We start from the raw sequence: 26520 nt of genomic DNA on the forward strand, positions 1-26520 counted from the left end.
ACAGCTAACGGGGCACGAAAGACGGGCTTTTGCCTTGCGTAGCAGGCCGGGACGGTAGCAGCAATCCATAATGGTTCTAAGGTGCAGCGCAGCTCATGCGCCGATGCTCAGGTCGCCGCAGATGCTGGGGTTGCAGGGCCCGGGGTCGCGCCATCGCTCGACAACTCAACATCCGTCGCCGACGGAACTTCGTCCAGTTTTGCAGGCGCAGCGCCGCCAAGCTTGCGGTGTACGCGGTCGAGCATCAGGTAGATCACCGGCGTCGTGTACAGCGTTAGGAACTGCGAAACGAACAGACCGCCGATGATGGTGATACCGAGCGGACGGCGGATTTCAGAACCCGGCCCTTCGGCGAATGCCAGCGGTATGGCGCCAAGCAGCGCGGCCAGCGTTGTCATCAGGATCGGACGGAACCGGGCCAGGCACGCTTCATAGATCGCGGCGGCTGGCTTCATGCCGCGCTCGCGCTCACCATCGAGCGCGAAGTCGACCATCATGATGCCGTTCTTCTTGACGATGCCGATCAGAAGAATGACGCCGATGAGCGCCGTCATCGAGAGTTCCATCTTCGCGAGGTAAAGCGCCAGCAGCGCCCCAAGCCCCGCCGATGGCAACGTCGAGATGATTGTGATGGGATGCGCCAGACTTTCGTAAAGCACGCCCAGCACGATGTAGACGGCGATAAGCGCCGCCAGAATGAGAAACAACTGCTGCGTTGACTGCGCGGCGAATGCCGCCGCATCACCAGCCATCTCGCCACGCAGATTTGACGGCGTGTGCAGATCCGCCATCGCCTGCTCGATGTCGTTCAGCGCCTGCTCCATCGTGAAGCCGGGGGCGATGTCGAAGCTGATGGTGATGGCGGGGAACGGCCCCTGATGATTGATGCGCAGCGGAGCGGTGGTTTTCTCCATGCGGATGAGGCTGGTCAGCGGCACCTGCGAATTGCCATCGGCGCTGGGCACGAAAATATGCTGAAGGTCGGATGGATCGCGCTGCAGGCGGGGATCAACCTCAAGAATAACGCGATACTGGTTGCGCTGGGCATAGATCGTAGAAATCTGCCGCTGTGCAAACGCGTTGTTCATCGTGCTGTCGATGTCGGAAATGCGCACGCCCATGCGCGCAGCGGCCTCGCGATCGATCTTGACGTCGAGCTGCAGGCCGCCTGCCTGACGGTCGTCGGAAACATCGATGATGCTGGGGATGCTGCGCATGCGGGCCTGCACCTTGGGGGCCCATTCGTTCAGCTCGTCGATATCCGGATCCCACAGCGTATATTGATATTGCGAATTGCCCTGCCGTGCGCCGACGCGAATATCGCGCGACGGAAACATGCGCACCTCCGCGCCCTTGATATGCGAGAACTTGCCCCGCATGCGCTGCACGACCTGCGCAGTAGAAACGCCGCCGCGCTCCTCCAGCGGCTTGAGATCGATGAACATGCGGCCGGTGGTGCTGCCGCCGGGGCCAGGTCCGGAGCCGCCGAGCGACGAGCCGACGTTGTTGACCGCCGGATCGGCGAGCACCACGTCCAGCGCCTGCATCTGCAATTTAAGCATGGCCTCGTAGGAGACATCCGCTGAAGCTTCCACCGATCCCATGATGAGGCCGGTGTCATCTTCGGGGAACATGCCCTTGGGGATCTGCACATAGAGATGCGCGGTCAGCAGGATCACGCACAGCAGCGAGAACAGCGTGACAATCTGGTGCCGAAGCGCGACGCGCAGCGTGCGGGCATAGAGCCCAACCATCCAGTCAAGGGCCGCCTCGACGATCCGGTCGAAGCGATTACGAATGCCTTCGTTGCTATGTTTGATGAAGTGAGCGCAGATCATCGGCGTAACCGACAACGACACGACGACTGACACCGCAATCGCGACGACGAGCGTTACCGAGAACTCGCGCAGCATGCGGCCCATCACGCCGCCCATGAACAGCACTGGAATGAACGCGGCGATAAGCGACACGCTGATCGATATGACGGTAAAGCCGATCTGGCGCGCACCCAGAAGGGCAGCGCGCATCGGCTCCATGCCCTTTTCGAGATTGCGAAACACGTTCTCGATCATGACGATGGCGTCATCGACAACGAAGCCGACCGCGATGACGAATGCCATCAACGTGAGATTGTTCACCGAATAGCCAAGCGCCCACATGACGGCGCATGTTCCGGCCAGTGACAGCGGCACCGTGATGCCCGCCGCGATCGTCGGTGTGATGCGGCGCAGGAAAACGAACACAACCACCATCACAAGCGCGATGGACAGCACCAGCGTGAACTGCATGTCATGCACGCTGGCGCGGATGGTCATGGTGCGGTCGGTGACAATGTGCAGATCGACGCCCGCAGGCATCCAGCGCTCAAGATTAGGCAGCATCGCCTTCACGCCATCGACCGTTTCCAGCACGTTGGCGTCCGGCTGCTTGCGGATGATGAGCAGTACGGCCGGTTTGCGGTCATGCAGCGCCGTAGACCGTGAATTGAGCGTGCCGTGTTCGACCTTGGCGACATTCGACAGCCGCACGACGTTGCCGTTGCTCGTCTTCAGGACAAGCGCGCCGTAGTCGTCGGGATCGAGAAGTTGCGTGTTGGTCTCGACCGTCAACGCGCTCTTGTCGCCGTCGATCACGCCAACCGGTTCAAGCGCATTGGCTGCGGTGATGGCATTGCGCACTTCATCCATGCTGACGCCGACACCGGCCAGCAGGGTAGGATTCACGCGCACGCGAATTGCAGGCTGCTCCGCGCCGCTGACATCCACCTGCGCAACGCCCGGCACCTGCGAGATGCGCTGCGCGACGATGGTGTCCGCGGTGTCATAGACCTCGCTGGGCGACATCGTGTCGGAGGTTAGCGCCAGGATCAGCACCGGCGACGCTGAGGGATTGTATTTGCGGAACGTCGGCACCTGCGGCAGATCACCGGGCAGATCCGCCGCGGCTGCGTTCAGCGCCGCCTGCACATCGCGCGCGGCGCCATCAACGTCGCGGCTGAGATCGAACTGCACCAGAATGCTGGCCGAGCCCTGCGAGCTGGAAGATGTGAGTTCAGTGACGCCTGCAATCTCACCCAGGCGGCGTTCGATGGGCGCGGCGATGGTGGCCGCCATCGTCTGCGGATCGGCGCCGGGGCTGCTGGCCTGCACGCGAATGGTCGGGAAATCCACCGCTGGCAGGCTGGCGACGGGCAGATCGTAGTAGGCGGTGGCGCCGAGCAGGAACAGGCCGATCGCCATCAGCGCGGTGCCGATCGGGCGTTTGATGAACGGAGCGGAGAAGTTCATGGCGCTGCGCTCCGCTATTCTGCTGCGGCAGGGTTGCCAGCCGCATTCGCTGCCGGCGTTGCGTTTGCAGCTGCGGGCGAACCACCGGTCAGCCGTGCCTTGAGCCGTTCCATCGCCAGATAGATCACCGGCGTTGTGTAGAGCGTCAGTAGCTGGCTGAGGATCAGGCCGCCGACAATGGTGATGCCGAGCGGATTGCGCAGCTCCGAGCCGACGCCGCCTTCAAGCGCCAGCGGCAGCGCGCCGAACAGAGCGGCCAGCGTGGTCATGATGATGGGGCGGAAGCGCAGCAGCGCTGCCTCGACGATGGAGTCGCGAGGGTTGAGGCCGCGCTCGCGTTCGGCGTCGAGGGCGAAGTCGATCATCATGATCGCGTTCTTTTTCACGATGCCCATCAGCAGCACGATGCCGATCAATGCCACCAGCGACAGATCGAGTCCTGCGAGCATCAGCGCCAACAGTGCACCGATGCCGGCCGATGGCAGTGTGGTGAGGATCGTGAACGGGTGGATGAGGCTTTCATACAGAATGCCGAGCACGATGTAGATGGTGACGATGGCGGCGAGGATGAGCCACGGCTGGCTCTGAAGCGATGCCGCGAACTCGCTGGCGTCACCGAAGAAGTTGCCGGTGACCGACGACGGCATGCCGATCGCGGCTTCAGCTTGGGCGACGATCTCGACCGCGTCGCTAAGCGCAGCGCCGGGCACAAGGTTGAAGCTGATGGTCTCGGCCGGGAACTGATCCAGATGGCTGACGGCCAGCGGCGCTGTCGTGTGCGTAATCTTGGCGACGGAGGTAAGCGGCACCTGCGCACCGTTGCTGGAAGGTACGAAAAGGCGGTTGAGCCGCGACGGGTCGGTGCGGAACTGCGGCATCGCCTCCAGCACGACGCGATACTGGTTGGCCTGCGCGTAGATGGTGGAAACCTGGCGCTGGCCGAATGAATCGTTCAACGCGTCGGCTACTGCCTGCACGGTGACGCCAAGGCGCCCCGCAACCTCGCGATCAACATCAACGCGGATGCGCGCGCCTTCGCTCATCGTTTCGAGGTTAACATCGCTGAGCATCGGCGAACGGGCGAGCTCGGCGGCGAGCTTCTGCGTCCACTCCTTCACTTCGTCGATGTCGGTGCTGACGAGCGTATATTGATACTGCGCGCGGCTGGTGCGGGTGGCGATCTGCACGTCCTGCACCGGCTGGAAGTACACCGTGATACCGGGAATGGCCGAGACCGCCTGCTGCAGACGCTCGACAATGCCAGCTGCAAGCACCTCGCGTTGTGCGCGCGGAATGAGCGTGATCTTCAGGTGCGCGATGTTCGGCGTCGGATTGAGCTGGCCGACACCGACGACGGCGACAACGCCAGCGACGGTCGGATCCTGGCTGACAAGCTTGGCCACCTCCGATTGCAGGCGGCTAAGCTCGGTGAAAGATACCTGCGGTTCGGCTTCCAGCGTGGCGGTGATGAGGCCGGTGTCCTGCGCCGGCAGGAAGCCCTTGGGCATCGCCACGTACATCCACACCGTGATCACCAGCGTCAACGCAGTCACCATCAGCGTCGCGGTCTGGTGGCGCAGCACAACCTCAAGACTGCGGCGATAGCCTTCGATGATGCCATCGAAGACCCAGTTGAACCCGCGGCTCAAAACGTTGCCGCGCCGCTCCGGCTCATGCTTCAGCAACTTGGCCGCCATCATCGGCGTCAGCGTCAGCGAGACAACGGCCGACACCGTCACCGCGATGGTGAGCGTGAGGGCGAACTCGCGGAACATGCGGCCGACAAGCCCGGTCATGAACAGCAGCGGGATGAACACTGCAATCAGCGATAGCGTCAGCGAGATGACGGTGAAGCCGATTTCGCGCGCGCCATCGAGCGCAGCACGCAGCGGCTTCTGGCCTTTCTCGATATGGCGGACGATGTTCTCGATCATCACGATGGCGTCGTCGACAACAAAGCCGGTGCCGATGGTCAGTGCCATCAGCGAGAGGTTGTCGAGCGAGAAGCCGAAGAAATACATCACCGCGAACGTAGCGATGAGAGACACCGGCAGTGCGACGCCGGCGATGATGGTGGCGCGGCCGGAGCGCAGGAACACCAGCACCACCATGACGATCAGCGCCACCGACAACACCAGCGTGAACTGCACGTCGTGGATCGACGCGCGGATCGTATCGGTGCGGTCATGCACCAGCGTCAGCTTCACGCTTGTCGGCAGCGCGCGCTCGATGCGTGGCAGCTCTTCGGTCAGGCGTTCGACGGTTTCAATGACGTTGGCGCCAGGCTGGCGCTGCACGTCGATGATGACAGCGGGCGAATTCTGGTACCAGCCACCGACGCGGGCGTTTTCCAGCCCCTCGGTTACGTCGGCAACATCCTTCAAGCGCACCGGCGCGCCGTTGCGATATGCGATGACCACGTCGCGATAGGCAGCCGCCGATGCGATCTGGTCGTTGGCGGCGATGGAATAGCTTTGATGCGTTCCGTCGAGCGAGCCCTTGGGGCCGGAAACGTTCGAGCTGGTGATCGCGCTGTTGACGTCGGAAATGCTGAGGCCATACGCGGCGAGGCGCGAAATGTCGGCCTGGATGCGCACGGCAGGGCGAATGCCACCCTCAACCGAGACATGGCCAACACCGCTGACGGTGGAGAGGCGTTGCGCGATCAGCGTATCGGCCAGATCGCTCAATTCGCGCATGGATACGATGTCGGACGTGAGCGCCAGCGTGACGATAGCGCTGTCGGCCGGGTTCACCTTCGCGTACGTCGGCGGATATGGCAGGTTGCGCGGCAGCGTCGAACCGGCGGCATTGATGGCCGACTGCACATCCTGTGAAGCGGCGTCGATATCGCGGCCCAGGTTGAACTGCAGCGTGATCTTGCTGAGCCCGAACGAACTCGTCGATGTCATCGTCGCAAGATCGGGAATGCGGCCGAACTCGCGCTCCAGCGACGCCGTGACGAGCGTAGACATCGTCTGCGGGTTCGCACCGGGAAGCTGGGTCGTCACCTGAATGGTGGGAAAATCAACCTGCGGCAGCGATGAAACCGGTAGCCAGAAATAGCCCAGCCATCCGCCGAGGATCATGGCGAAGGCGAGGAGTGAGGTGGCGACCGGCCTCAGGATGAATGGGGCCGATACGCTCATGGCGCGTTACCCGAAGCGGAGCCTTCGACGTTGGCGCGTTTGCCTGCACCGGGCGCGCCCTTACCCGAAGCATCGCCGTCGCGCTGGCGGCGGCCTTCGCCGTTGCCACGGTTGGAGCGCTGCGCCGGAGCAGCAGCTGCTGCCGTTGCGGGAGCCAGCCCATTGATCGATGCGGTATCGCCGGGCGCGCCGCGACGTGCGGACGCCTGCGAAGGCCCTTCACGGCCAGCGCCGGAGGTTGCAGGCGGCGGAGCAGCGTCACCGGGGGCATCGACGCGGACATCGGCGCCATCCTTCAGGCGCGAGAAGCCGGTGGTGACGACCTTATCCGTGGCGGCAACGCCGCTGGCGATCACCGAAAGGTTTTCGTCCTGCTGCGTGATCGTCACATTGCGCAGTCGAGCCTTGTTCTCAGCATCGACGACGTAAACGAACGCACCTTCCGGACCACGCTGGATTGCGGCGGTGGGTACAACGACAACCTGATCGAGCGTGTCAACCAGCAGGCGCACGTTGACGAACTGCCCAGGCCAGAGCTGCAGATCCTTGTTATCGAAGTCGGCCTTCAGCCGGATGGTGCCGGTGTTCTGGTCCACCTGATTGTCGACCACCTGCAGTTCGCCGGTATCGATCACGCTCTTGCTGTCGGTCTCCAACGCTTCCACCTTCAGTGCGCGCTTGGCGGATGCGCGGTTGATCGAAGGCAGATCCTGCTGCGGCAGGGTGAAGACAACCGAGATCGGCTGCACTTCAGTGATGACGACGATGCCGGCATCGGAGGCGCGCACGAGATTGCCGACGTCAACCATACGCATGCCGGTGCGGCCGGAAATCGGCGCCACAACGCTGGCATAATTCAGATAGGCGCGCGCGCTTTCGATCGCAGCGTCGTCCTGTTTGATCTGCGCTTCGAGCTGAGCCACCAGCGCGCGCTGGGTGTCCACGGTCTTGGCAGCGATGACGTTGGAGGAAAGCTTGGTGTAGCGCTCCAGATCCAGCTTGGCGTTGGCGAGCTGGCTTTCATCGAGCGCCTTCTTGGCCAGCGCCTGGTCTAGCTGGGCCTGATAGGTGACAGGGTCGATCTGCACGAGCAGATCACCGGCCTTCACTTCCTGGCCTTCCTTGAAATCGACCGAAAGGATCTGACCGTCGACCTGCGGACGCACAGTTACCGTGTTGCGGCCCCGCGCCGTGCCCACACCATCCAGCCAGACCGGAATGTTGGCCAGCTTTGCATCGGCAACAACCACTGGCACCGGACCAGCCATGCGAGCGCCACGGAAGCCGCCGCGCTGGGGTGTGTTGCTGCCCTGCGTGTAATAGATCGCAGCGGCTGTGATGCCGGCAATGGCGAGGATCGCAAACAATGATTTGAAGAATTTTCTCACTGGCGTTCCTGTCCCAAAATCTGCCCCTGACCAGAGACTGCAAAGCGGCAACACTGCGGCGTCGATCATGAAAACGGTCGGTAGGGCTAAAACCGTCGCTGCAATCGCCCCGGTGCTACAACCTTTTTGTAACAGAACCCGCGATTGCGACCCTGGATAGAATGCCCTGAGAGGCACAATCAGTGCGTTGCACACAGCTCACACGTCTGGGCGCGGATACCCTGCGGCTTGAAGTGTCAGTGGCTTGCGATTGTGGGGCAGGGCTTTTGCCAATAGACAGGGCGCTCTCTCAATCCGCCCGTGCCGGATCATCCATCGGACCTGTAGGGCGGTCATACCCTGGCCCCGGAGCTGCGATCATACTTCTTGTTATGGGGTGTTACACCCGCAGCTATCTTTCATTCTCACAACATGTAAAGCGTTGAATTATCAAAGTTATGCGGAAAAATTCTGATGTGAAATGGCGTCCTGCGCGCCCTCGCGGCGGTGCGGTTCGGCGTTGGTTGGGGCCGATGGTGCTGGCCGCCACGGCGGTCATGAGCATCTGGTGGCTCCGGCCCGCCATCTGGCCGACCGCTGAAGCCGTGCAGCATATGCCGGAGCAGCCCGCGTCGCCCAAGGCGCTGGCGAGCGATGCGACCGGCGTGCAGGAGACCGGCATGCAGGAGAATGTTCCTCAGCCACGCCCGGCGCGACAGATCCGCCGATCGGAGAGCAGGCGTGACGCCGGCCAGCAAGAATATGGCTACGCCAGTCCGCCCCCTCGGCATCAGCCGCCGCCCCGGCGTGGTGCAGCTGATTATTGAAAAGCTAGGGCAAGCATACGCGGCGACCTTGCGCTGCCGCGAGGGCATCACCTTGCAACGGCTCTACGCGGCTTTGATCCGCTGTTTGCCCGGTCAAATGCTGCGATCAGCCTGATCCATCACCGACCGGTGATGGGTTTGATGCTGCCCCAAATATCTTTTGAAACGTCCAATACTTTTTGCATCACACTCGAAATCGTCGCATCTGCATTATACCGCAACATATGCGCATAGGCAGGCGCCGAGAAGAAACCCGAAAGCAGCCCTTCCGGAAACAGATCCGATCGCGATGCAACTGTGTCGAGTATGATTTCCCTGATCTCCGGCGACCACTGGTCAAGCGGCATGTAATTCATGAACAGCTGGACGTGGATGTAATCGGTTTTCATCAGATTGAACGCCGTAAGCGGAAAATAATCTGTTCCCATTTTGGCGTGCACAGTACGGTTCTGCCGCGCTATATAGGTTGTGAACCCTCGCGTAAGTCCCTTTTTGTGCTTGCTGGCCACCCCTATTCCGCGCTCGTTCATGTAGGCAATAGCCGAAATTGTAATAGCTTCCTTCCATAGCTCAGAGCGGTGCCGCTTTTTGGGGTCGTCGTTGATCTGATAATCCCAAGCGTAGGCGCCGTTTTCGCCAACCTCGACGTGACTAAACAGATAATTCAAAAATCCGTCACAGACGTCGCGGAATTCTTTGTCTCCGGTTAGCTCATAGGCATAACTGGCCGCCAATGTGTAGGAGGCGATATGATTGAATGCGTCCTGCTCACCCGTGAAAATGTATTTGTAGTAGCGCTTGTCGCCGTCAATAATTTGAAACTGAAGATGCGCCTTTAAAATTTCGATGCCGTCGGCCGCATGCTTCTGTATTTCGCGGGCCGTTGCATCCGGAATGTTTTTCCCCTTGACCGCGATGGCCAGCCGCAGCATGGGCGCGATTATGCGGCCGGCAAAAGTGTGCTCGCGGCCTGTCTTGCCATAATGGTCAAAGCTCCATCCGCGCACATTCTCCCGATTAAAGTCTTCCGTTATGCCACGCGCATCGTCGGTGTTCTCGTAGGAAACCCGGAATATCCGTAGCGCCTGATCTATGAAACGTTGGTCACCAGTCGCCTCATATCCGATCACCGCGGCTTCACTTAAAGTTGCCCAGCCCCACGCCAGGATCATGCCCGGCCGCGCTTCTTGCGACACCGACAGTTTTTCTAGAAATGCCAGCTGATGAGCAATGAAGCCGTGCAGCACGTCTTGATTTGCTGGCAATAGAATGAAGTCGTGATACGCCGCCTGCGCGGTCTGCCGTTTGGCGATGAAATAATCTTGGTCGGAACGGGCGGCCGATTCCATCTTTTCGATCAATGTAATCTGATCAGGAAAAAGGTTTCGCGCCTTCGCTACGGTTTCGTCGGTGACGTTGGCTGATGCCAGCGCGATCTGGATAGCTCGATAGTCAGCGAACGCATCCGCCAATGCCGGATGCGATAGCGCTACAATAAGCGCCGCAAAAACTAGTCGAAGCATGCCTCACCCTTGGCCTAATGATCATTGCAGCAATGATCATCCGGCCTGGTGTTCTACGGCTATCCAAACTTGTCTTTCGGACAGATTAGCTGGGGAAAGCTTGTTTCATCAAACGTAAATTGCACACAGGTTTTGCTTATAGCAGCGCGAAGCGCAGCACAAAGAGTATGGCAAGAACTGACACAGCCACTGGCAGTTCGCGCCAGCGGCCCGCCAGCAGTTTCATGCCCGCATAGGCGATGAAGCCGAACGCCAGGCCGTCGGCGATGGAAAACGTCAGCGGCATCGAGATGATGGTGATTGCTGCTGGCACCGCTTCGGTAACATCGTCGAAGTCGATGTCGCGCGCCGCCGAGGCCATCAGGCAGCCGACCAGTACCAGCGCGGGTGCGGTCGCAAACACCGGGATGGAACCTGCCAGCGGCGCTATAAACAGCGTGAGCAAAAACAGCACTGCGACTGTAATCGCCGTGAGACCCGTGCGCCCGCCCGCGTTCACGCCGGCCGCGCTCTCGATGTAGCTGGTGGTGGTGGATGTGCCGAGCGCGGCTCCGGCCATCACCGAGGTGGAGTCCGCCGTCAGCGCGCGCTCAAGGTTGGGAATGCTGCCATCGGGGCGGGTCATGCCTGCGGCCCGCGTGATGCCCAGCAGCGTGCCGGTGTTGTCGAACAACACGACGAAAAACAGCGTGAGAATGACACTCGCCATTGCGATATCGAACAGCGCGCCCAGATCCATTTGCAGGAATACAGGCGCGATAGAAGGCGGCATGGCTACGAGGCCGGAAAATTCGGCCATGCCCAGTATGAGGGCCGCCGCATAGGCCGCGAGAATGCCAATGAGAATGGCGCCATGCATGCGTCGCGCAGTCAGCGCAGCCATCAGGATGAACGCGGCCGCCGCGATGCCGACCGCCGGTGTCTTGACCTCTCCGAGCTTCACAAATGTTGCCGCGTCGGGTGCAATCAGGCCCGCGTTCTGCAGGCCGATGAAGGCGAGAAAGAAGCCGATGCCGGTTGCGATTGCCAGCTTCAGTGATGGCGAGATGCTGTCGATAATCCATTGCCGCAGCGGCGTTACGCTGACGACGAAAAACAGCGCGCCGGAGGCGAACACGGCGGCCAGTGCGCTCTGCCATGGCAGTCCCATGCCTTGCACGAGCGTATAGGTGAAATAGGCATTGAGCCCCATGCCGGGTGCAATGGCGATCGGGTAGTTGGCGAGCAGGCCCATCGCTGCCGAGCCAAACGCGGCCGCGAGGCAGGTGGCGACAAACACCGCGCCTTTGTCCATCCCTGCGTCGGCCAGCACTGAAGGATTGACGAAGGCGATATAGACCATGGTGAGGTAGGTCGTGAGGCCGGCCAGAAGCTCGGTGCGAATGTTGGTGCCGTTCTCTGCAAGCTTGAACATCGCCTGATCCATCGCCGGTTGTTTGCGCAGGTATTCTAGCAGTCGAATGCATCCCCGGCGCGGGAAGCTGGATGCAAAAAAGCGGATGGCTGCTGCAACCATCCGCTCCGTCGATACAGCGATCAGGCGCTCGATATCAGTTCTGGCTCGGCGTTGGACCGGAGAAGAAATCGCGCGGCATGCCCGGTTGCTGAACCTGAGCCTGCGCCTGGAGTTGCGCCTTTGCCTGTGCGCTGGCCTTCGCCTGGGCCGCAGCGCGCTTCTGTTTGGTTATGGCCGCAGTCGCGCGACGGCGCGCATCGTCAATGGCCTTCTGCTCTTCAGCATCGGGCTTGCGCTTGACGCAATAATGCGTGGCGGTTCGCAGCGATGTCTTCTTGCGCAGGTCGTCGGCAACCTGCGTGCAGATTTCCATGGACGGGAATTTCTGCGTGATCGTCCGTTTGGGTCCAGCGTTCAGCGACATGACGATAAACAGCGTCGCAGCATCCATTGTTCGTTCCCTCGTATGGCGAGAATACCAGCTGCAGGCGGGCCAGCTCCAGATGGCATGGGGCGCGGCAGCTACCAGCGCGATTGGTTGGGCCAAACATAGTCGCCAACCGGGGGGATGGCCCTGCGTCTTTCCAGCGCCCGCGTCAGCACAGCGCGCCTTAACGGTGCACGCCATGAACAAGCTGTGGACGAGTTGTGGACAACTTCAATGTGGTCATTCCTGCCGGCCGATCACGCAGCGGAGCCCCGGAAACGCCGCGTCGATTGCGCCGTGAGCGGGTGCTGTTCTTCGAGCCAGCGCGAGTCGAGTGCGGCCTCATCCTGACTGAGCGTATCGGCGCAATGCACGCGGTTGCGGCCCGCCTGCTTGGCGGCGTAAAGCGCGCCATCGGCGCGGTGAAAGAGTGCGCTGAGGTCGTAATCGGTGCCGACATGCGATGCCACGCCGATGCTCACCGTGCTGCCCACGGGGATGCCGCCGATGAAAGCGCCGGAGTTTGCAAACGCGATGCGCACCCGTTCAGCCGCGGCCTGCGCGACCTCGATCGGGGTGTTTGGCAGGATGGCTGCGAATTCCTCACCGCCAAGCCGCCCCACGATGGTGTCTTCATCGAGAGTGCTGACGAGCGTCCGCGCAAAATACTGCAGAACGTTGTCGCCCACGCGGTGACCGTAGTTGTCGTTGATGCGCTTGAAGTGGTCGAGATCAAGGATCATCACCGACGTGGCGGTTGCGGTCTTTCTGCGACGGACCGCCTGCCGCAGCCGGCTGGCAGCTTCAAACAGCGAGCGGCGATTAGGCAGCCCGGTCAACGCGTCGGTGCGCGCGAACGCATGCTGGCGCCGTTCCTGCTGTTCCTGGGCAATGAAGAGAATGACGAAAGCGAGGGCGATGCGGGCCAGCATTGCCAGCAGGAGCGCAGCGGGAAACCACGCGCTGAACTCGCCGCGGCCGGTTTCAAGGATGGGCAGCGACAGCGTCAGCGGCAGCCATATGAGGTAGCTCGCCGCCGTGAAGCACAAAAGTAGCATGGCGACCCAGCGGCTGCTGGAAGGATCCTGGCCGGGGCGGGCAAATTCCGATGCGGTCAGCAGCAGCAGGGCCGCAATGGTGGTGGACGTCACGATCAGCCGCTGATCGAACGAAATGACAAACAGCGCGGCTATAACGACATAGGCAACCGGCCATGCTGCCACCAGCAGTGCGTTGAATGTGCGTCCGTTGAATTCACGGGCAGCCATCCACATGACTGCGGTGCCCATGATGATCAACGCCTGGGCGAACGCGACGAGGGCGGGCAGCTTCATCGCCGCGCCGCAAGCAGCCATGCCGAGGCCAATTCCCATCGCCAGTTGTGACAGCCCCCACCAGCCGATGAGCGCGCTGTTGCGATCATGCCACCAGATGGCGAGCAAGATCGCGCCGATCATGAACGTCGCCGCGCACGACACGATTGAGATGGTCTGCAAGTCGAGCTGCATAGGTTCCCTGCAAATGACCCGTCATGGGCCTTGAGGGATATTGTCCGTGGACGCCATTGATGGCGTATCTAGAAATTCGATGAAATTGGAAGCATCAATAATTAAGGCAGAGGTTGCTCTGAATCAACCTGCTCCGATATTTAGAAAACGCCTGTTTTTGTTGCGTTTTTTGCATGTGTCGCGTTGACGTCGCGAGCCCGGATGCCGCAGGAGAAGTGCCGTCAAAGTGAACAGAAGGGCGTCTTTGGCGGGCGCCGAGGCATCGCCGTTCAGCTCGCATTCATGCGCAGTTCATCGGCCATTCATGTGGTGTTCATCAGGCATTCATCGGCGCGGCAAAGCGGCGCACGTTGTGCCCCCATGGCAAAAAAAAAATCAGCAGCGAATTTTGCCGGAGCGGGGTGCTCTCCGATTCCGGACGAAGGATATTTCGCTGCTTACACAGCAGAGCGGAGCCGGAATGTCGGGGCTGTCAAAACCTGGCGTGCTGAGGCCCGTATGCACTTGTTTTCGGTGGCTAAGTTTTCCAAAGTTGACCTGTTAAGATTCGTTTGGAATTGCGCTGCAACTTGGCACGTGGGTGATATTTGGTGCTGCTATGGGCACCTGTTTGGGGCGGTTCAGGCCAACCTGTTGATCACACGTCATAATTTGCGCGCGGTTCCGCCCTGGAAGTTGAGCAAGACACAGGCCGCGCATTGCCATGTGCCCGAAAGATAGCCGCCGGGCTGATGTTGAGTGCCGCTGTGGTGCTCGCACAACCCGAAGCGGCAATGGCCCTGGAGCTGTTCGGCGTCTCCGTTCTCGGAGACGATGCCGCGCCGTCAGGCGCATTCCCCTATGCGGTTTCGCTTCAGGTCGAAGGTCAGGACGAGGCGCTGGCAAAGGCGCTGTCGCCGGCTTCCATTCTGATCGAGCAGTCCAAGCAGGGCGCGTCTGACGCGCTCGCGCTGGTGGCGCGGGCCCGCACTGATGTCGAGCGCATCGTCGCCGCGCTGTATGCCGAAGCCCGCTACGGCGGCGATGTGCAGATCACCATCGACGGCGTTCCGCTGGCAGCCATCAAGCCCGAAGAGCTGGAGCAGCGCGCGGAAGGCGCGCCGCCGGTTGAGGTGGTGATCAATATTCGTCCCGGGCCGGTCTTTCTGTTTGGTAGCGTGCGGATCGAACACAATCCGCCGACCGAAGCAGCGCCCACGCTAGATCCGCAGAGCTTCGGCCTCATCGAAGGCGAGCCCGCAAAGTCGGCGCTCATCGTCGCTGCTTCCGACAGGATCGTAGAGGCATGGCGTTCGAGCGGTTATCCCTTCGCGCAGATCACCGACAAGGACATTGAGGCCGACCATGCGCGCCATGTTGTCGATGTTCGGCTGATGGTCGCGCCGGGCGATCCCGCCGTATACGGCTGGGTCAACGTAACGGGTTCGGTTGATCTGGATTCCCGCCGCATCGCCGACCAAACCGCGATCCGCCCCGGCGAGCGCTTCAGCCCGCGCCAGTTGAAACAGAGCCGCGAACGGTTGCGCAAATTCGAAAGCATTGAATCGGTGCGCGTGATCGAAGGCGATCAGGTTGATGATACCGGCGGCATCCCGATCACCGTCGAAGTCATCGAGCGTAAGGCGCGCTTTTTCGGTGCTACCGTTTCCGCTTCAACCGTCGACGGCGCCGAGGTGCAGGCCTATTGGGGCCATCGCAACCTCTTTGGCGAAGGCGAGAAGCTGCGCGTCGATGCAACGGTTTCGCAAATCGGTGCCGATGGTTTCGAGCGGCTGCAGTTTGACGTTGGCGCCACTTTCTCAAAGCCCGGCGTGCTGGATATCGACACCGATCTTTTCAGTGAGATCCGGCTCGTGCGCGAGCGGCCTGAAAGCTACGAAAGCCTTTCCGGCAATGTCCGCGTCGGTCTCGCGCATCGTTTCGACAGTGTGCTGTCTGGATCGATGGCTTTCGAAGCGACGCAATCGCGGATCGAGGACGCGTTCGGCACCACCAATTACACGCTGTTGAGCCTGCACGGCGATCTTCTCTATGACAGCCGCAATGATCGCTTTGATCCGAGCAGCGGCGTCAATGCCATCTTCCGGTTTGCGCCTGTCGTTGAACTGGCTTCGGGCGCTACATTTGGCGCCAGTGAGCTCTCGTTCGCCAGCTACCGTTCGCTCGATACGGAGGGGCGCGCCATCCTCGCCGGCCGCTTCGTCATCGGCAGCGATTTCGGTGCATCGCTTGCCGATGTTCCGGCAACATACCGCTTCTTCGCCGGCGGCGGTGGATCGGTGCGCGGCTACGAATATCGCAGCCTCGGCCCGACATTCAACGGACAGGTCGTCGGCGGCCTGTCGATGGTCGGCGGTTCAGCGGAATTACGCTGGCGCATCATGGATTCGCTGGGGCTGGTGCCGTTCGTTGACGTTGCTGTCGTCTCGCCTGACAGCTTCCCGACCTTCAACGAGCCCGTTTATGTCGGCGCCGGCATCGGGCTTCGTTACTACACATCTTTCGGGCCGCTGCGGCTCGATTTCGCCATGCCGACAACCCACACCGAAGGACAGCCGAAGTTCGGCGTCTATGTCGGTCTGGGTCAGTCATTCTGATGCCGCTGAAAGGCAAATATCTCGCTCGCGGAGCACTTGCAGTTGTTGTCGTCGCGCTCGCGGTGATGGCGCTGTCGTCGCTTGCGCTGATGACGACGGCGGGACAGGCGATAGCGTTGCGCCTTGCGTCGTATTTTGCTTCGGGCGACGGACGTACTGTTGCCATCGGCCAACTGCAGGGCTCACTGTTTTCTGAAGGGGGGATTGCGGAAGTTGTTGTCGGTGACAGTAATGGCGATTGGCTGTTCGTGCGCGATATCCGGTTTTCATGGTCGCCGATGCGCCTTCTCACCGGTGAACTCGATATCGCCTATGTCACCGTCGCGCATGTAGATGTGTTGCGCGCGCCCGAAGCGCAGCCGGCGGATACGACCGCCGCGCCGCCCGCTTCCGATGGCAGCGGCAGCTTGCCATTTATCGCCATCGCCGCGCGCCGGCTCGAAATCTCCAAGGTGTCGCTGGCTGAACCATTGCTCGGATTGGCGGCAGAGCTTTCTATCGCAGCCCGCGCCGAATTGAAGGACCGCAGCAATGCGCTTTCCCTGGCGCTTGAAATTCAGCGTCTTGATGGTCCGGGCGGTAGTCTGACACTCAGTGGCGATTACAACGCAGCCAGCAATGCGTTGCGGGTGCAGGCAGCGGCGTCCGAGCCGGCAAACGGTCTGATCGCCACCGCGCTCGATCTGCCGGAAAAGCCCGCACTTGATTTCAAGCTCAATGGCGACGGACCGATCGACGCCTGGCGCGCGCAATGGTCGATGGCGGCTGACCAGCGGCCGTTTCTGGCGGGCGGGGCACGCGTTGATCGCAGCGGAGCAGGTCACAGCTTCGCGCTCCAGTCCGAGGGTTATCTGCAGCAGCTTGTGCCCGGTGCGCTGGCTGGTGTGTTAGCTGGCAAGACAACACTGAGCGCGGCAGGCACGGTGAGCGGCGATCAGGCGATCGGCCTACAAAAACTTGCGATCGTCAGTGACGTGCTGCGCGTTTCCGCGACCGGAGGCGTCGATCCTGCCGCGCCATATTTTTACGGAGACATCATCGCGCAGCTTGCGTCGTCGGCTTCTGAAACGGACGCGGCTGCGGGTGACGGCAACGACGCTGGTGCGCCTTCGCAAAATGCGTCTGTGCAACGCGAGGCGGGCGTTCCGATCAAGCTTGGCACCGGCGAGGTTATCACGCTCGGCGCGGTTGATCTGCGTGTCTCGATCCCGGACCGCAAGACGGCGCGGCAGATTGATATGCTGTTCGATGCGCGTTCGATTAAAGGCCCGTTCGGCAGCACCGAGAGTGTTGTCCTTGCCGCTTCGGGACAGCAGGCCGTGCCAACTGGTGTCAGCGCATTCGATGTAACCGGGGGCAAGTTGCAGGTTGTCGCCGATGGACTTGCACCGAGCGATCCGGCGTTGGCTAAGGCACTGGGCCCGAGAGTTGAGCTGACCGCGGGCAACGCAGAACACCGTCAAGGCATATTCGCCGTCAACGGCGCGCTCTTGACCACCGCAGCAGCCTCCGCCACCGCCGATATTACCGGCACGCTGGAGGCGATTGCGGCTAAGGCGAACATCCAGCTCGTCGACTTGGGCTACCTGTCGGGATTTGTCGGCGGCAGCGCATCCGGCCGCGCGGCTTTCAACGCCGCCGCCAATGTATCGCGTTCCGATGGAGCCGTGAGCGCTTCTCTCCAGGGTGGCGCCGAAGAAGTTGCGCTCGGCACGGCTGCGCTCGACGGATTGCTCGGCGGCGCAATGCAACTGGAAGCCAAAATTGCCACCGACGCGAACGGCAGGCTGACGCTGCAAACGTTTTCGGTCGCGGGGGGAAATCTTGCCGTCAACGCCAGCGGCGAAGGTCTAGAGCAACTGGCGGCCGACGCTGCCGCGCCATCGAACCGTCGCGGTCTGTTCAACAGTAGCGGGCTCAAGCTCAACGCTGAAGCGCGCATCAAGGATCTGGCCCGCGTCAGCCCGGAGCTGGCCGGTGCGCTTCTCATCACCGCCAACCTTGGCGGCAGCGCAGGCGATCTGACAACGGACGTAAATATCGGCGCCGAAAACCTGCGGCTGCGCGGCAAGTCTCTGCGCGGTGCCACGATTGCGTTTGCGGGCAGCGGTCCCATCACGGCGCACGCGGGCGATTTGAAAATCAGCGGCGATCTCGATGGCACTGTGATTGCGGGCGCGGGCCGGGTCGGTCAGGACGCGGTTGGCGATGTGTTCGCGGACAAGCTTCGGCTGTCGCTCGGAACGCTGCGCGTGGCGGCGGATGTGCGCGTCCCGCCGACTGGGCGCGCCACTGGCCAGATTGATCTCGATGCGCCGCAACTGGGCGTGTTGACATCGCTCGTCGGCCAGCCGCTGTCGGGCTCGGCAAGCGCGAAGGTTGTCATGGCGGCGGCGGGAGAGCCTGCGATTTCCATTCGCGCCAACGCACCGGCCGTCAATGCCGGTACCACCAAACTCAGCAAGCTCAACGCCAATATCGATGTGCTGGATTATGTCGATGCGCTGCGGTTTTCCGGCGTCGCGACCGTGGCGGCAATTGACGCCGGCGGAACACGCATCAACGGCCTGCGCTTCGAAGCCAAGGACAGTGCGGGCGCATCGTCGTTCCGCGTCGGTGCTGCAGTCGATGGCGATGGCCGTCTCGACGTCGCGGGCAAGCTCGCGCAGGATGGCGATGCAAGTATCCTGACGCTGTCGGAACTGAAGGCCGGGTTGTCCGGCATCGCTACGGCGCTTGATGGCCCGGCGACGATTGTTTCCCGCAACGGCGATGTAAATATCGAGCGCCTGATCCTGAAGGCGGGCAGCGGGCGGATTGAGGTTTCCGGGCGGGTCAGCGGCGAAACGCTGGATATCAAGGCCGATGTGAAACGCCTGCCCGCCAGCTTGGCGAATGCGTTCGACGAAACCTTGGGCCTTGAAGGCGTCATCGATGGCAACGCTGTCGTGCGCGGCGCTGCAAGTATGCCGAACGCCAATGCGAAATTCAAATGGACGGGCGCCGCGGCAGCGGCCACGCGCGCGCAGTTTCTGCCGCCGCTGGGCGTTGATCTCACCGCAACGATGAAAGACGGTACCGCGCGCGCCGATGTTGAGGCGGGCGGGGCGCAGGGCCTCAAGCTGAAGGCGACGGGCGAATACAACATCAAGGCCGAGCGGATCAATCGCGCCCACCTTGATGGTGTTGTTCCGCTGGCGCTCGGCAATGCGGCCCTGGCGGATCGCGACACGCGTCTAAGCGGCACGCTGCGCATCAAGGCCGATGCATCCGGCCCTGCCAAAGCTCCGGAAGTTGCGGGTGAAGCGGTGCTGGATGGCGTGCAGGTGAACGATCCTGCCAGCGGTTTGAAGCTCGTCAATGTGCAGGGCCGCGCGAACTTCACCCGCACCGGTTTGACGATCGATCGCATCACGGCTAACGGCGACAAGGGCGGCACGCTGGCGCTATCAGGCCGCGTGCTGATGATCGAGAACGCCGATCCGGCCATCAATGTGAAGCTCGATATTGACGGCCTCAAGTTTGATGATCGCCAGATGATGTCGGGCGAAGTTGATGGCAGGCTGAACGTCGACGGCACGCTGGCGGCATTGCAGGCTGGCGGTCTGGTCGAGATCAAGCGTCTCGACATCATCGTGCCCAGCCAGATGCCGCATTCGGTTTCGTCTCTGGATCTGAAGCATGTCAACGCGCAGCCGGATTCCTACGCCGGGCGCTTGAAGCCCAAAGTTGCTGAGCGCAACAGCTCGCCCATGGCCATCCGCATCGATCTGGGTGTTGAAGCCGCGAACCGCATTTTCGTCCGGGGGCGCGGACTTGACGTGCAACTCGGCGGATCGCTGCGCATCACGGGCACCGCCGACCGGCCAGCCGCGAAGGGCGGGTTTTCGACCGAGCGCGGAACGCTCGATATTCTCGGTCGTCAGCTTGCGTTCAAGCACGGGCGTCTGATCTTCACCGGCGATCTTGAACCGAGCCTCGACATGGAAGCAGTTGCCGAGGCCGATGGTGCGACGATCTCTGTGTTCGTCAGCGGTCCTGCTTCCGCGCCGAAGTTTCGCTTCTCCTCCAGTCCGGCGCTGCCGGAGGATGAGGTCGTCGCGCGTTTGCTGTTCAACAAGTCGCTGGCGAAACTGTCGCCGATGCAGCTTGCCAGCCTTGCGGGCGAGATCGACAAGATCGGCGGCCTCTCCAGCGGGCCGAGCACCTTCGATCAGGTCAAGGGCGCGCTGGGTGTCGATGTGCTGGATGTCACCACGGGCGCTAACAATTCGCCGGAAGTTTCGGCCGGCAAATACGTCGATGAAAACACCTACGTGGGCGTGCGCCAGGGCAGCAGCGCCAGTTCCAGCCGCGTGATAATCGACCACGATCTGACGAAAAATCTAAAGGCCCGGGGTGAATTGGGCGCCGACGGGAACAGCAAGATCGGCGTCGGCGTCGAGTGGGATTACTGACGCCTAGCCGTTCTGCCACCGCCTTCAGCCGACTTCCCAGAACCGTAAGAATGTCGGAAAATCTTTTGTTTTCATGGCGGTATGCGGAAAGAATTTGCCCGCAATGCTGTCTGATGGGGCATCCACCCCCGCATTTCGCATATTCACGGCCCGCGACGGCTTTTCGCAGCCCCCGGCTCGGATCAACAAGCTGCTGGTGGGAAAGCACGAAACCAGCTAGGCATCTGAAATCACAAGATCCTTGGCAGTGTGCGATGGCAACCCCGAAACCTTGAGGCGCCGTCAGTCCTCTGCATTTGAAAAAAGCACATCCCTGAATGAATTTTTCTTCTGCCCATCCAGCGCTCGGGCGTGCACTCGCCACGCGTGGCTATGAGACCCCAACCGCAGTTCAGCTTGCGGTACTCGAAGCCGACAAGGCATCGCGCGATCTTCTGGTTTCGGCTCAGACCGGTTCCGGCAAGACTGTCGCGTTCGGCCTTGCGATTGCGCCCACCCTGCTGGGTGATGGCGAAACGCTGCCTCCAGCTGGCGCTCCGATGGCGTTGATCATCGCGCCGACGCGTGAACTGGCGATGCAGGTGCAGCGCGAGCTTGACTGGCTCTACAAGGATGCCGGTGCAAAGGTCGTCACCTGCGTCGGCGGCATGGATGTGCGTACCGAGGCGCGCCAGCTGAACTTCGGCGCGCATATCGTTGTCGGCACGCCGGGCCGTCTGCGCGACCATCTTGAACGGGGCCGCCTTGATCTGAGCAAGCTGTCGGCGGTGGTTCTGGACGAAGCCGATGAGATGCTCGATCTCGGTTTCCGTGAGGATCTCGAATACATCCTCGACGACACGCCCGCTGAGCGCCAGACGTTGCTGTTCTCGGCAACCATGCCGCGCGAGATTGAAACGCTGGCTGGCCAGTATCAGCGCGATGCCGTGCGTATCGAGACCGTAAACAAGAACGAGCAGCACACTGATATTGAGTATCAGGCGATGCGTGTCGCGCCGCACGACGTTGAACATGCGGTTGTGAACGTGCTGCGCTTCCATGAGGCGCGCGCTGCTATCGTATTTTGTGCCACGCGCGAATCCGTGAAGCGTCTGCACGCGCGCCTTAACGAGCGCGGATTTTCTGCCGTCGCTCTGTCCGGTGAGCTGACGCAGGGCGAGCGCACCAATGCGCTGCAGTCACTGCGCGCTGGTCATGCGCGTGTGCTCGTCGCTACCGACGTTGCGGCGCGTGGGCTTGATCTGCCGGATCTGGCGTTGGTCATCCACGCTGAACTGCCGAACGACGCTGAAACGCTGTTGCACCGCTCCGGCCGCACCGGTCGCGCAGGCAACAAGGGTCTGTGCGCGATCATCGTGCCGTTCAACCGCCGCCGCAAAGCCGAAGGGTTGCTGGGCGCGGCGAAGCTGAAAGTTACGTGGACGCCGGCGCCGACCGCCGATGAAATCCGCGCGCGGGATCAGCAGCGCTTTCTTGGCGCTTCGATGTTCACTGACCCCGCTACCGAAGATGACACCAAGCTGGCGCAGGAGCTGCAACAGCAGCATTCCGCCGAAGAGATCGCGATGGCGCTGGTGCGTTATCATCGCGCGCAGCTGCCCGCGCCGGAAGATCTGGCCGAGGATACCGGCCCGCCGCCGCGCCGCACAGATCGTGATCGCGCGCCACGCGGTGAGTGGCAGCGCCGCGAAGGCAATGCTGATGGATTCCGCCGTGAACGGCCAGAAGGTGCTGGCGAACGCCGGAGCCCGCGTCCGGTGCATGATGATGGTCGCCCGATGACCTGGTTCCGCATCAACATCGGCCGCGAGCGCAATGCCGATCCACGCTGGCTGCTGCCGTTGCTGTGCCGCGCTGGTGGTGTGACGAAAGCCGAGATCGGCGCGATCCGCATTTTCGATCGCGACACGCGGTTCCAGATCGTTTCCGACGCCGCGGATCGTTTCTCTGAAACCGCGCAGACGTTGCCGAGCAACGAAGGGCGCATTTCGCTGGCGAATGACGGCGCCTCCGCCGGAGCAGGTGCCGGAGATGCAAAGCCGGAACATGCGCGCCCATATCGCAAGTGGGATCGCGACGGCAAACGTGAGCCTCGCGAGCGCCGCCCGGATGCGCGCGCAGATCGTCCGCAGACGCAGCATGAAGGCGGAGCTGAGCAGCACGCTGAGCGCGACACGCCTGCGCATCGCGAAGGTGAGCAAGCAGTAGCCAAGGCTCCAGCACAGGACGCAGCTCCAGCGGAGCGCCGCGCGGAAAGAAGCTTTGATCGTCCCGATCGCCGCGACGGCGGAAAAGATCGCTCCGACCGTGATCGCGCGCCGCGTCCGGATTGGAAGAAGCGGGACGGCGACGCAGGCGGTCATCGGGCTGATCGCCGTGACGGTGGTAAGCCTCCGCGCCACGAAGGTGATCGCGGTCCACGCCCGGATTGGAAGAAGCGCGATGGCGACGCAGGCGGCCATCGGGCCGACCGTCGTGATGGTGGCAAGCCGCGCCACGAAGGTGATCGCGGGCCGCGTCCGGACTGGAAGAAGCGGGACGGCGACGCAGGTGGCCATCGGGCCGATCGCCGCGACGGTGGTAAGGCGCGTCACGAAGGCGATCGCGGTCCGCGTCCGGATTGGAAGAAGCGTGACGGCGACGCAGGCGGTCATCGTGCCGACCGCCGCGACGGTGAAACGGGACGACAGGATGGCGAACGTGCGCATCGCGACGGGGCGAAGCCAAGAGCGAACTGGAGCGACAAGAAGGGTGCAAAAGCCGGCGGTGCGCGCGGAGGCCAACAGCCGCTGCGTCGCGGCGGTTCGAAGCCCCCTGCCAAGGGCGGCAAGCGTTTCGGCGATGATGCAAAGGCCGGTGGCCGTTCCGGTAAGCCGTTCAAGGCCGGTGACAAGCCCGCCGGTCAGAAGCCCCGCTCGGGCCGTATCCTGTACGATGCCTGATAACGGCGCCGCCTCGCATTTTTCGCGGGGCGGCTCTCTGCTCTCTCATCGCCACAAAGCGTAGCGTCGCTTCAGGCAACCGGCGCGTCATGCCGCTTCGGGCTGCCTGACATCAACTCCGCCATCCATGCGGTGCTGGGAAATTGCTCCAGGACTGTCAGGATCGCGATAGCAACCGGCACGCCGATGAAAGCGCCGGTGATGCCCCATAGCAGCGCACCGAAAAACACCGCGAAAATTACCAGAAACGGTGAGATGGAAAGTGCGCTGCCGGAAAGGCGCGGCTCCAGATAACTGCCGATGAGAAACTGCACCACCGAGGAACTGGCGAGGATGAGCACCGCCGCTTCCCACGATTGATACTGCACGACGGCAAACGCTGCTGGCAGAACCGTGGCGATGAACGGGCCGATGAATGGAATGAAGTTGAGCGCGAACGCCAGCACGCCCCAGGCCAGAGCCAGGTCAATGCCGAGAAGCCAGCACAGCAGCGCCACCAGTAGACCGGTGAGCACGCTCGCAGCCGTGCGGATGGCTGCATAGCGGCGAAACTTTTCGGCGATGAGGCCGGTGGTGTGCAGCACACGATTTGCCGTGTCGGGCTCCCAGGCTGAGACAACCTTGGCCTTCAAGTCGCGCACCTCCAGCAGCCCCAGCATCAGAAACACCAGCACCAGCGCGGAAAATCCGGTCAGCCCGCTAAGCATCGTCGCGATCTGTTGCGTTCGCCGGACAAGCCACGAAACGTGGAACTGCTCGACAAAGATGCCGTTGAGATAGATGCCGAACCCTTCGAGCCATTGTGCCAGCTCCGCGTATGCCTGTTGAAGCTGCGCCGCGTTAAGCGCTATCCAGCGTCCCACCTGTCCAACACCCCACACGCTGAGGAGCAGCAACGCGCCGATTGCGATGATGGTGAGGAAGAGCGAAATCGCCAGCGCCGCCAGTTGCGGCATGCGCGCCTCAAGCCGCCGCTGCACGGGCCAGACGACGGCGATCCCGAACAGCGCCAGCGCCATCGGTGCAAAAACCGAGCGCGCAAAATAGGCCAGCGCAATCGTGAGCACTGCCGCGCAGATGATAAGCGCGGTTCTGCCGTTGTCCGTCACCATTGTGTCCCCCGGTTAGCTGTGCTGCACGCTTTCCAGGCGTGGCGTGATGGTCGTGCTGTCGCGGTCGCCGGCGACGTCGACGCGCTGCGGCGTCAGCAGCTGCAACCGGCCCGTGTTGTCGATCGTCAGTGAGTGGATGTAAAAATAGGTCGTGCCATCGTTTCTGGATTCCATTACCGGCGATGGCGCTGAAACGATTTTTATGCCGCCGCATTCGCCGATCCAGTCAATGTGGCGATGGCCGTGCATTAGTATGATGCGATCGGCATAGGGTTGCAGTCGGCGTAAAAACCAGTTGCCGTTGATCAGCGTGGTGCCGATGCGTTCAGCCAGCACCTTTGCCTTGCGCGGGTATTCGATGGGATGATGGTGGAGGGCGATGAGCCAGCCCGCATCCGGATGCTGCGCCAACACCTGTTCCATCGCCGTGAACTGCTCGACGGAAATAAGCCCGAGCGCGTTGGTGAACGAGAAATGCGCGTCGGCATTGCTGTTCAGCAGAATAACGCCGAGCCCGTTTGGTGTTTCGGGCGGCAGCACCATCGGGAACACATCGGCCCACAGATCCGACGCGAGCGTTGAAAACACCGGCCGGCCGGTGTCGGCAAACGCTTTTATCTCGTCGGCATGGGGCGCCAGCGTTGCCGCCAGTGTTCTGTCGGCGGTCTCCTGCTTGCGATCGACCGTATGAACGCGCTGCCCCTGCACCGCGTCCATCGCCGAGAGGGTACGGATCTTGCGCAGGCGGCTGTTCGGCCCGATTGAAAGATCAAGTCGGGCCGGATTGGATCGGTCTACGATGTTTATGTCGTGATTGCCGGGCAGCACCAGCGTGCGTTCTGCCAGAACCGGATGCTCTGCCAGTGCGTCGAGAAATTCCGCCCATTCGGCTGATCGTCCAGCGTCTGTCGCATCACCGGTTATGAGCACGCAATCCAGTGGATTATCGGCGTGAATGGTCTCAAGCTGCGTCAGCAGGCGGCGGAAACGGTCATCGCCCTGCGGTCCGCCGCGACCACATTCGATGCGAAAGCCATAGGGCTCGCCAACGGTGTGAATGTCGGAAAGGTGCGCGATACGCCACGCACGGCCGCCGTTCCCCGCATCGGCAAAGCGCTGCAAATCGCGCGGTGGTGGCATGGTAGCGTCGGCGATGCCCCAGGCGAACGCAGCGACGGCAAGATAGGCGCAGGTGACCGCAACGGTGTTCGCGATTGCAGCCCACACCAGATGCAGCGGCGCGGCGAGATCGCTGAGCTGGCCGACCCATTGCGTGGATGGCCATACGGCGAGGAACACGGCGAGAGCGGCGAGCGAGATCACCAGTCCGGAAGCGGCGGCGGCCCAGGCGCGTATGCGCTCGCGGTTGCGCGGACTTGCGTCGTCCGAGAGCAGTTTCTCGGCAATGTGCCGCATAACCTCTCGGCAGACGATATAAACGGGTTCGATCACCAGCGCGTTCAGCGACCAGAAACTGCTTTCGGCCAGCCGCAGCAGTCGTCTTCCAAACAGCCAGCCAAGCATGATGATGATGGCGAGGATCGCAAGCGGCACGATGCCAAGCGCGGGCGTCAGCTTGCCGGCAAGCTTGGCCAGCCAGGCCGACGCGATCAGCGGCGTCACGCCGATAATGACAGCCGGCACAATGAACAGCGCCAGCCAGGCAACGAGCAGCTTGGCAAAGCTGATCTCGCCCAGCATGTTACCGGCCATCATCAGCAGGGAATTTGATTTTGTGCTGGAGGCATCATCCTCGATGTCGCCACAGCGCGGGTCGACCAGTGGCTTCATGTGATCCATCCCGGCTTGTTCGCAGCGGCGTACTGTGGGCGATGGATGCTTGCGGGATGGTAAATCGGCTGTCGCGA

Annotated in this window: 13 protein-coding genes and 1 pseudogene; 5 read left to right on the forward strand and 9 right to left on the reverse strand. The window is 62.0% G+C overall.

What is annotated here, in order from left to right; translation table 11 throughout:
- Positions 1 to 107: 107 nt before the first annotated feature.
- From QEZ49_RS06575 to QEZ49_RS06585, 3 genes are read right to left on the reverse strand one after another with little or no spacing between them, the layout of a single operon-like run.
- Positions 108 to 3287, reverse strand: coding sequence for an efflux RND transporter permease subunit (locus tag QEZ49_RS06575; protein ID WP_280385302.1), 3180 nt, complete (start codon positions 3285 to 3287; stop codon positions 108 to 110).
- A 14-nt stretch (positions 3288 to 3301) separates the two neighbouring features.
- Positions 3302 to 6436 carry an efflux RND transporter permease subunit gene (locus tag QEZ49_RS06580; protein WP_280385304.1) on the reverse strand — a complete coding sequence of 1045 codons (3135 nt, stop codon included), beginning with the start codon at positions 6434 to 6436 and terminating at the stop codon, positions 3302 to 3304.
- Entirely contained in the window at positions 6433 to 7824 is a 1392-nt protein-coding gene (locus QEZ49_RS06585; RefSeq protein ID WP_280385305.1) for an efflux RND transporter periplasmic adaptor subunit, read from the reverse strand. Before QEZ49_RS06585 ends, QEZ49_RS06580 begins: the two co-directional genes overlap by 4 nt.
- Positions 7825 to 8279: 455 nt before the next feature.
- Here QEZ49_RS06585 and QEZ49_RS06590 point away from each other — a divergent pair, with 455 nt between their 5' ends.
- Positions 8280 to 8630, forward strand: a complete 351-nt coding sequence (locus tag QEZ49_RS06590; protein WP_280385307.1) for a hypothetical protein — start codon at positions 8280 to 8282, stop codon at positions 8628 to 8630.
- Positions 8631 to 8749: 119 nt separating this feature from the next.
- On the opposite strand, the gene QEZ49_RS06595 is transcribed toward QEZ49_RS06590, so the two are convergent.
- The 4 genes from QEZ49_RS06595 to QEZ49_RS06610 form a co-directional block, all read right to left on the reverse strand.
- Positions 8750 to 10153 carry a hypothetical protein gene (locus QEZ49_RS06595; RefSeq protein WP_280385309.1) on the reverse strand — a complete coding sequence of 468 codons (1404 nt, stop codon included), beginning with the start codon at positions 10151 to 10153 and terminating at the stop codon, positions 8750 to 8752.
- A gap of 136 nt (positions 10154 to 10289) precedes the next feature.
- Positions 10290 to 11567, reverse strand: a complete 1278-nt coding sequence (locus tag QEZ49_RS06600) for an NCS2 family permease (protein ID WP_280385311.1) — start codon at positions 11565 to 11567, stop codon at positions 10290 to 10292.
- 136 nt (positions 11568 to 11703) lie between these two features.
- Positions 11704 to 12060 carry a hypothetical protein gene (locus tag QEZ49_RS06605; RefSeq protein WP_280385313.1) on the reverse strand — a complete coding sequence of 119 codons (357 nt, stop codon included), beginning with the start codon at positions 12058 to 12060 and terminating at the stop codon, positions 11704 to 11706.
- Positions 12061 to 12293: 233 nt separating this feature from the next.
- Positions 12294 to 13544: a GGDEF domain-containing protein gene (locus QEZ49_RS06610; RefSeq protein WP_280385315.1), complete on the reverse strand. Its 1251-nt coding sequence runs from the start codon at positions 13542 to 13544 to the stop codon at positions 12294 to 12296.
- Positions 13545 to 13745: 201 nt separating this feature from the next.
- Here QEZ49_RS06610 and QEZ49_RS06615 point away from each other — a divergent pair, with 201 nt between their 5' ends.
- The 4 genes and pseudogenes from QEZ49_RS06615 to QEZ49_RS06630 form a co-directional block, all read left to right on the forward strand.
- A complete protein-coding gene (locus QEZ49_RS06615) occupies positions 13746 to 14264 on the forward strand; it encodes a hypothetical protein (protein ID WP_280385317.1) in 519 nt (172 codons plus the stop codon).
- An 11-nt stretch (positions 14265 to 14275) separates the two neighbouring features.
- Positions 14276 to 16141, forward strand: a complete 1866-nt coding sequence (locus QEZ49_RS06620) for an autotransporter assembly complex family protein (protein WP_280385319.1) — start codon at positions 14276 to 14278, stop codon at positions 16139 to 16141.
- Positions 16141 to 20598 (forward strand): translocation/assembly module TamB domain-containing protein, encoded by a 4458-nt coding sequence (locus QEZ49_RS06625; protein ID WP_280385321.1) that lies wholly within the window; start codon positions 16141 to 16143, stop codon positions 20596 to 20598. Before QEZ49_RS06620 ends, QEZ49_RS06625 begins: the two co-directional genes overlap by 1 nt.
- A 317-nt stretch (positions 20599 to 20915) precedes the next feature.
- Positions 20916 to 22547: pseudogene (locus tag QEZ49_RS06630) on the forward strand (DEAD/DEAH box helicase); the annotation flags it as partial.
- Positions 22548 to 23611: 1064 nt separating this feature from the next.
- On the opposite strand, the gene QEZ49_RS06635 reads toward QEZ49_RS06630, so the two are convergent.
- Both QEZ49_RS06635 and QEZ49_RS06640 read right to left on the reverse strand, forming a co-directional pair.
- Positions 23612 to 24652: an AI-2E family transporter gene (locus QEZ49_RS06635; RefSeq protein ID WP_280385323.1), complete on the reverse strand. Its 1041-nt coding sequence runs from the start codon at positions 24650 to 24652 to the stop codon at positions 23612 to 23614.
- Between the two features lie 12 nt (positions 24653 to 24664).
- Complete coding sequence (locus QEZ49_RS06640; protein WP_280385325.1) at positions 24665 to 26443, reverse strand: metallophosphoesterase; 1779 nt, start codon at positions 26441 to 26443, stop codon at positions 24665 to 24667.
- Between the last annotated feature and the right edge of the window lie 77 nt (positions 26444 to 26520).

Source organism: Hyphomicrobium sp. D-2 (assembly GCF_029872155.1).
Lineage (GTDB): Bacteria > Pseudomonadota > Alphaproteobacteria > Rhizobiales > Hyphomicrobiaceae > Hyphomicrobium_A.